This window comes from Acinetobacter sp. YH01019 (assembly GCF_013420285.1).
In the GTDB taxonomy this organism is placed as follows: Bacteria; Pseudomonadota; Gammaproteobacteria; order Pseudomonadales; family Moraxellaceae; genus Acinetobacter; species Acinetobacter gandensis.
The window spans coordinates 1-7661 of record NZ_VOYM01000104.1; the positions used below are offsets into that span (position 1 = coordinate 1).

Here is a 7661-nt window from a genome sequence, read left to right on the forward strand (position 1 = left end):
CCTATCTCAGTGATGTGCTGAAAAGGCTGCCGACGCATAAAGCGACCCAAATAGAAGAATTACTACCACATCGCTGGAAATCCAACTCAAATTAAAAAATAGGCATGGGGTTCAGCGGACGCTTACGATTAATATTCAATGCGAAGTGGTATGCGAATCAAGATTTTAATCAAAACGTTTCGCACGATGGCTATATATCGAGACAAGAAAAAATCCAATTAAAGTAAAACTGATACATTGCAGTACCAATAGGCCGTGCATTTCATTGGGTAAAAAATAGATTAAGCACAATAAACATAGAATAGGCAGAATAGCCAAACACCATTTCAATGCCTGTGGAAGCGCTTTGAGTTGATTTATTCTTAGTGTATAAAGCACATCAATCATTAAACCAATGACGAGGCAGAGTCCCACAAAAATGGGCGCTAATTGTGCTTGTTCTGAGCAGATAAAAATGAGAATACACGTGCCTATGCACAATATGAGTTTAATTTGGCGTGTGCAACGTTCGGAATACCAAAAATCTAGCATTTAAGCCTTTCCGTCGTCATGCGTTAGATTATTTTTATTGAGCAGGGCAATGGGGGAAAGTAAGCAAATTGCCAATGCCATAAAGCCAATACCTTGTGCACCTGGAATTAGAATTTCACCATTATTCATGTTGATAAAGACCAAGGCAAGTAACAGCGCAATCGGAATCCAAGTGAGTAGGCGGTAGAGTAAGCCAGTCGGATTTTTTGAGGCAAAATGAATTTTGCAATAACGGCAAATCAAAAAAATCACACCAGTGCCTAAGAACATAAGTATGGCATCGAGTTTTAATGGCTCCATCCAATACAGCACACCTGTAAGTACCACCATTGCAATAAAAAATAAGACTTTCTTTACAACAGCAACCGTCGGATCGAACCAAAATTCAAGCATAAGTGTATGTTTATTGAAATAAGCAAACTAAACTTTAGCATAGTTCGAGCATTGAGTTCAGTGACTGTATTGAAGAGAAAATACAGCACATAAAAAAGCGAGGCATTGCCTCGCTAAATTTGCTTTTAATTAACTATTTTTTTGTGGGCCCCAGTCATATATTTTTTTCTGGTAGGCATACCACATCATCCATAGACCAATCAGAATCATTGGAATTGTTAAGAATTGTCCCTTACTCATCCAACCAATGAATAGTTGACCATTGTCCGGTTCACGGAAGAATTCCACGGTAAAGCGTGCAATACCATAACCAATCAGGAACAATGCTGAAACCGCAAAGCGTGGGCGCGGTTTAGAACTAAACCACCACAACACAATAAATAGAATTAAGCCTTCACACAGCGCTTGGTAAAGTTGAGAGGGGTGGCGTACCAATTGCAGCGGATCTGTCGGAAATATCATGCCGAATGCAAAGTTTGGGTCGCTTACCGCACGGCCATAGAGTTCACCACCAATAAAGTTACCAATTCGACCAAACATTAAGCCTGTAGGGACACAGGGTGCAATAAAATCGAGGGTTTGAAACCACGTCATTTTGTATTTCTTACACCACAGCAGCATGGCGATCATCACACCCAAGAAACCGCCATGGAAACTCATACCACCAGTCCAGACTTGGAAGAGCCAGAGGGGATTGGCAAGGAATTGTTCAAAGCCGTAAAAGAATACATAGCCAATACGACCGCCAACAACCACACCCAAAGCACCGTAAAAAATCAGATCAGAGACCATTTCTGCTGTCCAACCACGCTGTTTAGCGCGGTAAGTCGCAAGCCCCCAAGCAAATAAAAATGCCAATAAGTACATCAGGCCATACCAGTGCACCTGTAAAGGGCCCAGTGATATCGCCACAGGGTCGATATTTGGATAAGTCAGCATTGCTGTTCCTTGTCATTATGTTTTGCACAGATTTTAGCTGAAAGCTTGGAAAAATGTTGTACATTCAATGTGTAAAGATTTTGAGAGTCTATTATGTGCATCGTGGCTTTTGCTTGGCAGGTGTTGGATGACACACCACTTTGTCTGATTTCAAACCGAGATGAGTTTTACCAGCGCCCCACTGCAAGTTTGCAACAATGGGCGGATAGTCCAATTATTGCGGGACAAGATTTGCAGTCTGGCGGCACATGGATGGGTATAACGCCAACAGGACGTTGGGCCGTTTTAACGAACTTTCGCGATGGCACTGATCAAACCAGCTATCCAACGTCTCGTGGACATTTGATTCAATCCTTTTTAGAGTCTGAACAAACCCCGATTCGTTTTGCTCAAGACTTAGAGAAAAAACAATGTGACTATGCGGGCTTTAATCTTTTTATGGGGGATCGGCATCAGGCGGTCTACATGAGCAATCGTGGTGAAGCACCACAGGTTCTTCCGAAAGGCGTGTATGTGGTGTCGAATGGTTTGATGACGGAACATTGGGAAAAAACCAAACATTTACGTAAGCGCTTTACCCAAGAGTTCTTACCGATGTTGCAACAATCCCATATCTTACAAAGTGAGTTAGAGAAGACAGCTTGGGATATTTTGGAGGATGAGCGCAAGATTATTACAGACTTATTGCCGCAAACTGGCATTAGTCAGGATATGGAAGAGCTATTGTCTTCGACCTTTATTCAAAGCCCTATTTATGGGACACGCTGTTCTAACTTCTTACGCATGACCCATGAACAATGGTCTTGGCTTGAAAAGCAGCAGCAGGGTGAGTTCAAAGGAAAAATCACGGAACAAGTGGTATTTTTTAAATCATAAAAAATGCCGACATAAGTCGGCATTTTTTTTGGAATGACTTAAGAGGCTTTGGTTTCAGTCTTTTTCTTTTCTACTGATGGCATCAAGTCTGCTGTTAAATAACCGACACTTGCACTATAGCCATTGTTGTAATTGGCTAAAGTTGCTGCTTTTAAGTCCTCAGATAAGCTCTTCATGTCACCCGCATGTTGGAAGTTACTCATGATATAAGTCCAACCATTTACTGAGTCTACTGCATGTAAACCAGTCGATTCTGCACCTGCAGGGGTTGAGAGTAAACGTACAGGATCTGCTTTGGTATCCACGTTATAAGCCCATAAGAAGTTATTTGGATGGTTACCACTGTCTTCACCAATGAATAAGGTGCGTAGTGTTTCAGAGAACTTCAAATTGTCAGGGCTTGCAATTTTATCTGGATTTGCTGTGTTACCTAAGCTATCCACTGTGATGTCCTCACCCATCAATAGCATTTTCGATTGATACGGAATCCATTCACTGTTGATAGGCTGCCCATCGGTTGTGTTCTGTCCTGCTGTTAAATCGTGTGCTAGTACGCCACCTGCAGTGATTTTCTTCGTGAATGAAACATTGTGTGCGGCAACCCAAGCTGCATTGTCTTTGATCATTGAATCTTGAATATTTGCTAAAGCAGAATACGCAACTTTGTCTTTAATGTTGATGGTGGTTCCCTCCATCTTCGTGAAGGCCATGCTGCCACCTTTGAGTGCTGCGTAGCGGTGGGTTTCAAGGAAGGCTGCTGCTTTTTCCATACCTGGTTTTACTTTTACCCAAAGCTTCTTCTTGGCCAAAATAATTTCGGTATATGATGCGTCATTTGGATTAGTTGTTAAACTTTCCATGATGTCGCTAGGTTGGATATTGTCAACATTAACCATTTTTTCAATTTCTTGACTAGTTGCATGACCTAGCTCAATCCATTTGATTTGTCCTGTACTGCTCTCTGTCAGTTCAGATACATATTTAGCGACATAAAGTTTACCTGCTGACAAATCTTTTGCGACATCGGCAATGAACATAAAGAAGCCACCGTTGGTGTAGTCATCACCCATAATTACGGTACGGTTATCGGGCATGACATGTACCAGTTCATGCGAAATACGGCCCATACAGAAGTGTTTAACAATACTACCACTGCCGTCTTTATTTACGATCACTTCAGGTAAATGACCATAGTTATATGGTTTAGCTGCGGCCTCATCACCAAAGAAGTTTTTGCTGATTCCTTTTGGACTTGGTCCACCAATGCCTTGTTCAAATGCATCAGGTTCATATTCTTCACTAGATAAATGTGTGTTCCACGGTGACATGCTTGCACCACAAGTAATCCATAAACCATGAACTGCAGAGGTATCGACATTAAAGTATTTTTTAAGCTCTAAATGACCTGTTGTTTGGTTCTGGTCTAATGTCAAAATTGCAATTGGGGAGGGTAAGTTGCCATACTCGCTCGCGCCTGCTAGGTTTTGTGAGGCATATTCAAATTGCACAACATGGAATACTGGGTTATTCACACCTTCGACTTGAGCACCGTCTAAATGAATAAGTGAGGAGCCATCTGGGCAGTCTGAAAAGAATTGGCGTGGCGACGCTGGAACAGATGTATCCATAATTGGGTCGCCGTTGGCGTTAAAATATCCCCCAGCAATAATTTCACCACCGCCCCATTTAGGCACAGTATTGCCTGTTTCAAAAAAGCTTTTATAACCAAGTTGATACTCTGAACTGGTTGAGTCATCCCAGTCGATTTTGAGTTTCGAACTGACTGATGTTTTAGCACGGTCTGCAATTGCAATAGGCGCTGCCATCGCTGTAAATGTTGCAGCTTTTAGATTTGCAGGTTTTGTTACAGGTGGTGTTACCGCTGTGTCATTGTCACTATCATTACAACCGCTCAATGCTGCTGCAGTAGTCATTGCCCCAAGCGGTAAAAAAGGGATTCCCGCAAACCATTTTAGAAGATCACGACGACTTGGCTGATTTGTTGTGGCTGTCATAGTAAGTCCATATCAATAATTGTAAGTAAGTCGAGCTAGATTGTATGAAGCAGAAGTGACGTTTTATTTACAGTTTAGGGTCAATTTGAAGACAGTATTTGATAGGGCAATAGATACGACATGAAATAAAAAATCCTCCATACAGTGTTGGAGGAAATAAGATAGAAGTTTGTAATTCTCAAGTTTTAGTGGCTTGTTGTTTTTCTTTTCTCTAATAATTTTCCGAAAAATAAACCAATTTCAAATAACAGCCACATGGGTACCGCAAGCATAATCATCGAAAGTGCATCAGGTGGTGTGACAAACATCGCAATGAAAAAGCATCCCACGACAATGAAACGACGCTTTTCAGCGAGACTCTGTGTGCTAACGACACCAATTAAAATTAGGACTAAAGTAATAATTGGGATTTCAAAAGTGAGTCCAAAAACCAAAAAGAGTTTCAAACAAAAACTGAGATAACTATTGATATCCGTCATTGGAGCGACGCTTTCAGGCGAGACACTGATAAAAAAATGTAAAATTGCTGGAAGCGTAATGAAGTAGGCAAACGCGATCCCGATATAAAACAGTGCGATACTACCCACAAGCAGTGGAACCGCCAAGAAGCGCTCTTTCTCATATAGTGCAGGTCGCACAAAAGACCAAATTAAGTAAATGATGACTGGCATTGCTAACACCAGAGCAACAAATAGATTTAATTTAAACGGTGCCATAAATGTTGCTGTGACATCTGTCGCAATCATGGTTGAGTTGACTGGCAGTTGTTGGCGTAGTGGCTCAGATAACAGTTGATAAGTCGTATTGCGAAAAGGCAATAAACAAAAGAACAGCAACAGGGTAATGCCGACGATTTTAAATAAATACTTGCGCAGTGTAATTAAGTGCTGCATGACAGGCATTTGTTCTAATTCTTCATCTTGGCCTGTGTTTGAGTCTGGCCTTGTTGACACTTGATTCATACGGCTATCTTCAATTGGGGCTGAATAGGTATATTTGCTGCAGTAAACAAAGGTGTACCATGTTGTTTAAGATGGTTGATTGAAAATGGTGTTAATGGAGAGGGTGTGAGCCACTGATATTCATATGCAGTCGTATTTTCAGTTTTTGTTGTTGGAGCTGATTTACTGAGATGATCGAGTTGTTTTTGTAAGCGTTGTTCTATTTCGGTCATACGCTCAATTTCTTTTTGGATTTCCTGACGAAATTCAGAAAGCTTTAGCTCACGATCTACCTCAGTTTGAACGCTATTCATAAAACGTTTGGCTTTGCCATACCATTTGGCTGCAAAGCGTGCTGCTTCAGGTAGTTTCTCAGGACCTAGAACTAATAATGCAACGATCGCAAAGCATAAGAGTTCCGTCATACCCACATTTAGCATGGCAGTGCTCGCTTAGCTTTTAATAGAACTTTCGGTGCTTTTGACATGAGCATCAATCGTTCGTGGTTCATTTAGCTGAGCTGCTTCAGCTTCCTCATCACGGATTGATTTTTTAAAGTCTTTCACGGCACCGCCGACATCTTTACCTAAGTTCTTAAGTTTGGCTGTACCAAAAAGAAGAATAACCACAATTGCAAAAATTAGTACGTGCCAAATTGATAGTCCCGCCATGGGTAGATCCTCATCATTTTTCGTTTTCCCTATATCAACAGGCTTGTGTGACATTGCGGTGACGATGATGTTTCAATTTCAAGACAAAACGATCGCTTCGCACAGATTTTGAGAAAAAGCAGTGTATGATGATTCGGTGAAATTTCAAGGATATTGAAGTGACGTTGCTGCTCCCTCTGTTGGCCTTTCTTAGTGGTTTATTCCTTGCATCCACCCCATTGGCAACACGGTTGAAAACAGGCTTTTCAAGTCTTTTAGCACGTTGCTTTATTCCGATTGTTATTGTCTACAACATGGTGTTTTATCAGGCTGGTAGCTTTAGTCTGATGCTATTCAGTTTTGTCGTGGCAGTGCTCTTATTTTACTTTTTCTTATACTTTTCAAAGAATAAATTAAGCGCCCTGTGTTTTAGTTATGTCAATATGGCATGGTTAGGCTTTCCTTTTGCGATTGCGTTGTTTGGCACAAAAATTAGTCCAGCAATGGTGGCGCTATACATCGGTGGCTCTATTTTTGGTAATCTCTGGGCAGTGACGGCTGTGAGCCAAACATCGTTAGCTTTTTCGTTTATTTTAAAAAAAGTGCTCTGTGCTCCACCCATGATTGCTTTGATTCTGGCCCTTATTTTTCGTTCCGTTGGGGTGCAATATTGGTCACAGCATGATCTGATTGATGTAGTTTATAGTGCAGCCAAATTTGGTATGAGCTTCTTTGGCATGTGTGTATTGGGCATGTGGTTGAGGCACACCAAAGTTGAGAAAGCAGACCTGTGGCAAAGTAGTCAGACGGCTTTGTTAAAATTAGCATGTGGCGCGGTGCTGTGTGGGCTGAGTTATCGTTACCTCGCTATTCCTAATATTGAACAATATATTGGGGTCATGTTCTTATTGTTCTGTTTACCGCCAGCAGCCAATATTGTGGCTTTGGAAACGCATTATCAGGGGACAGGCACGTCGGCAAAATACATTGCTTCAGGTACGATCATCAGCTGTGTCGTGGTGAGTATCTATGGTTTATTACTGCATGTATTCGCTTTAATTTAAACACTCACTTTTAGCTAGACATGCATAGTACTGCTGCGCAACGGTGATAGAGAGGAATATAGAGAATCTTTCGCCACCGTCCTCCCCGAGGGGAGAAGGGGCAACATTATACAGCTTAGTTTTTAGGTGGTGTTTCAAAAAGTATGCTGGCATTAAACGAATCCATTATTGATATAAAAGAACACTAAATCAAAGGCTTTGAAATGATTTTCAAGCTTTTTGGAGAAGTTGCAGCTTCTCCTAAAGCCTCGC

Annotated in this window: 10 protein-coding genes and 1 pseudogene; 3 read left to right on the top strand and 8 right to left on the bottom strand. The window is 41.4% G+C overall.

Annotated features, from left to right (window positions below; genetic code table 11):
- Window positions 1-95, top strand: a 95-nt coding sequence (locus tag FTT84_RS15960) for a transposase domain-containing protein (RefSeq protein WP_136143756.1), incomplete at its 5' end; no start/stop codon positions are given.
- A 70-nt stretch (window positions 96-165) separates the two neighbouring features.
- Here the strand turns inward: FTT84_RS15960 and FTT84_RS15965 are convergent.
- From FTT84_RS15965 to lgt, 3 genes are all read right to left on the bottom strand, one after another.
- The gene (locus FTT84_RS15965; protein WP_081410294.1) at window positions 166-531 is read right to left on the bottom strand and encodes a hypothetical protein; all 366 of its coding nucleotides are present in this window, start codon (window positions 529-531) and stop codon (window positions 166-168) included.
- Window positions 532-924 (bottom strand): hypothetical protein, encoded by a 393-nt coding sequence (locus FTT84_RS15970; protein ID WP_067763716.1) that lies wholly within the window; start codon window positions 922-924, stop codon window positions 532-534.
- A 129-nt stretch (window positions 925-1053) separates the two neighbouring features.
- Window positions 1054-1863: a prolipoprotein diacylglyceryl transferase gene (lgt, locus tag FTT84_RS15975; protein ID WP_067763713.1), complete on the bottom strand. Its 810-nt coding sequence runs from the start codon at window positions 1861-1863 to the stop codon at window positions 1054-1056.
- Window positions 1864-1956: 93 nt separating this feature from the next.
- Here lgt and FTT84_RS15980 point away from each other — a divergent pair, with 93 nt between their 5' ends.
- Window positions 1957-2739 carry an NRDE family protein gene (locus FTT84_RS15980; protein ID WP_180057010.1) on the top strand — a complete coding sequence of 261 codons (783 nt, stop codon included), beginning with the start codon at window positions 1957-1959 and terminating at the stop codon, window positions 2737-2739.
- 38 nt (window positions 2740-2777) lie between these two features.
- Here the strand turns inward: FTT84_RS15980 and FTT84_RS15985 are convergent, their stop codons facing one another.
- From FTT84_RS15985 to tatA, 4 genes are all read right to left on the bottom strand, one after another.
- Window positions 2778-4754 carry a PhoX family phosphatase gene (locus FTT84_RS15985; protein WP_180057008.1) on the bottom strand — a complete coding sequence of 659 codons (1977 nt, stop codon included), beginning with the start codon at window positions 4752-4754 and terminating at the stop codon, window positions 2778-2780.
- A 185-nt stretch (window positions 4755-4939) separates the two neighbouring features.
- Complete coding sequence (gene tatC / locus FTT84_RS15990) at window positions 4940-5716, bottom strand: twin-arginine translocase subunit TatC (protein ID WP_004692449.1); 777 nt, start codon at window positions 5714-5716, stop codon at window positions 4940-4942.
- A complete protein-coding gene (tatB, locus tag FTT84_RS15995; protein ID WP_058868900.1) occupies window positions 5713-6135 on the bottom strand; it encodes a Sec-independent protein translocase protein TatB in 423 nt (140 codons plus the stop codon). The genes tatC and tatB overlap by 4 nt, the downstream gene beginning before the upstream one ends.
- A 12-nt stretch (window positions 6136-6147) precedes the next feature.
- Entirely contained in the window at window positions 6148-6366 is a 219-nt protein-coding gene (gene tatA, locus FTT84_RS16000; RefSeq protein ID WP_004692445.1) for a Sec-independent protein translocase subunit TatA, read from the bottom strand.
- A 158-nt stretch (window positions 6367-6524) separates the two neighbouring features.
- Here tatA and FTT84_RS16005 point away from each other — a divergent pair, with 158 nt between their 5' ends.
- A complete protein-coding gene (locus FTT84_RS16005; protein WP_180057007.1) occupies window positions 6525-7409 on the top strand; it encodes a permease in 885 nt (294 codons plus the stop codon).
- Between the two features lie 152 nt (window positions 7410-7561).
- On the opposite strand, the pseudogene FTT84_RS16010 reads toward FTT84_RS16005, so the two are convergent.
- Window positions 7562-7661 (bottom strand): annotated as a pseudogene (locus FTT84_RS16010) (IS1 family transposase); the annotation flags it as partial.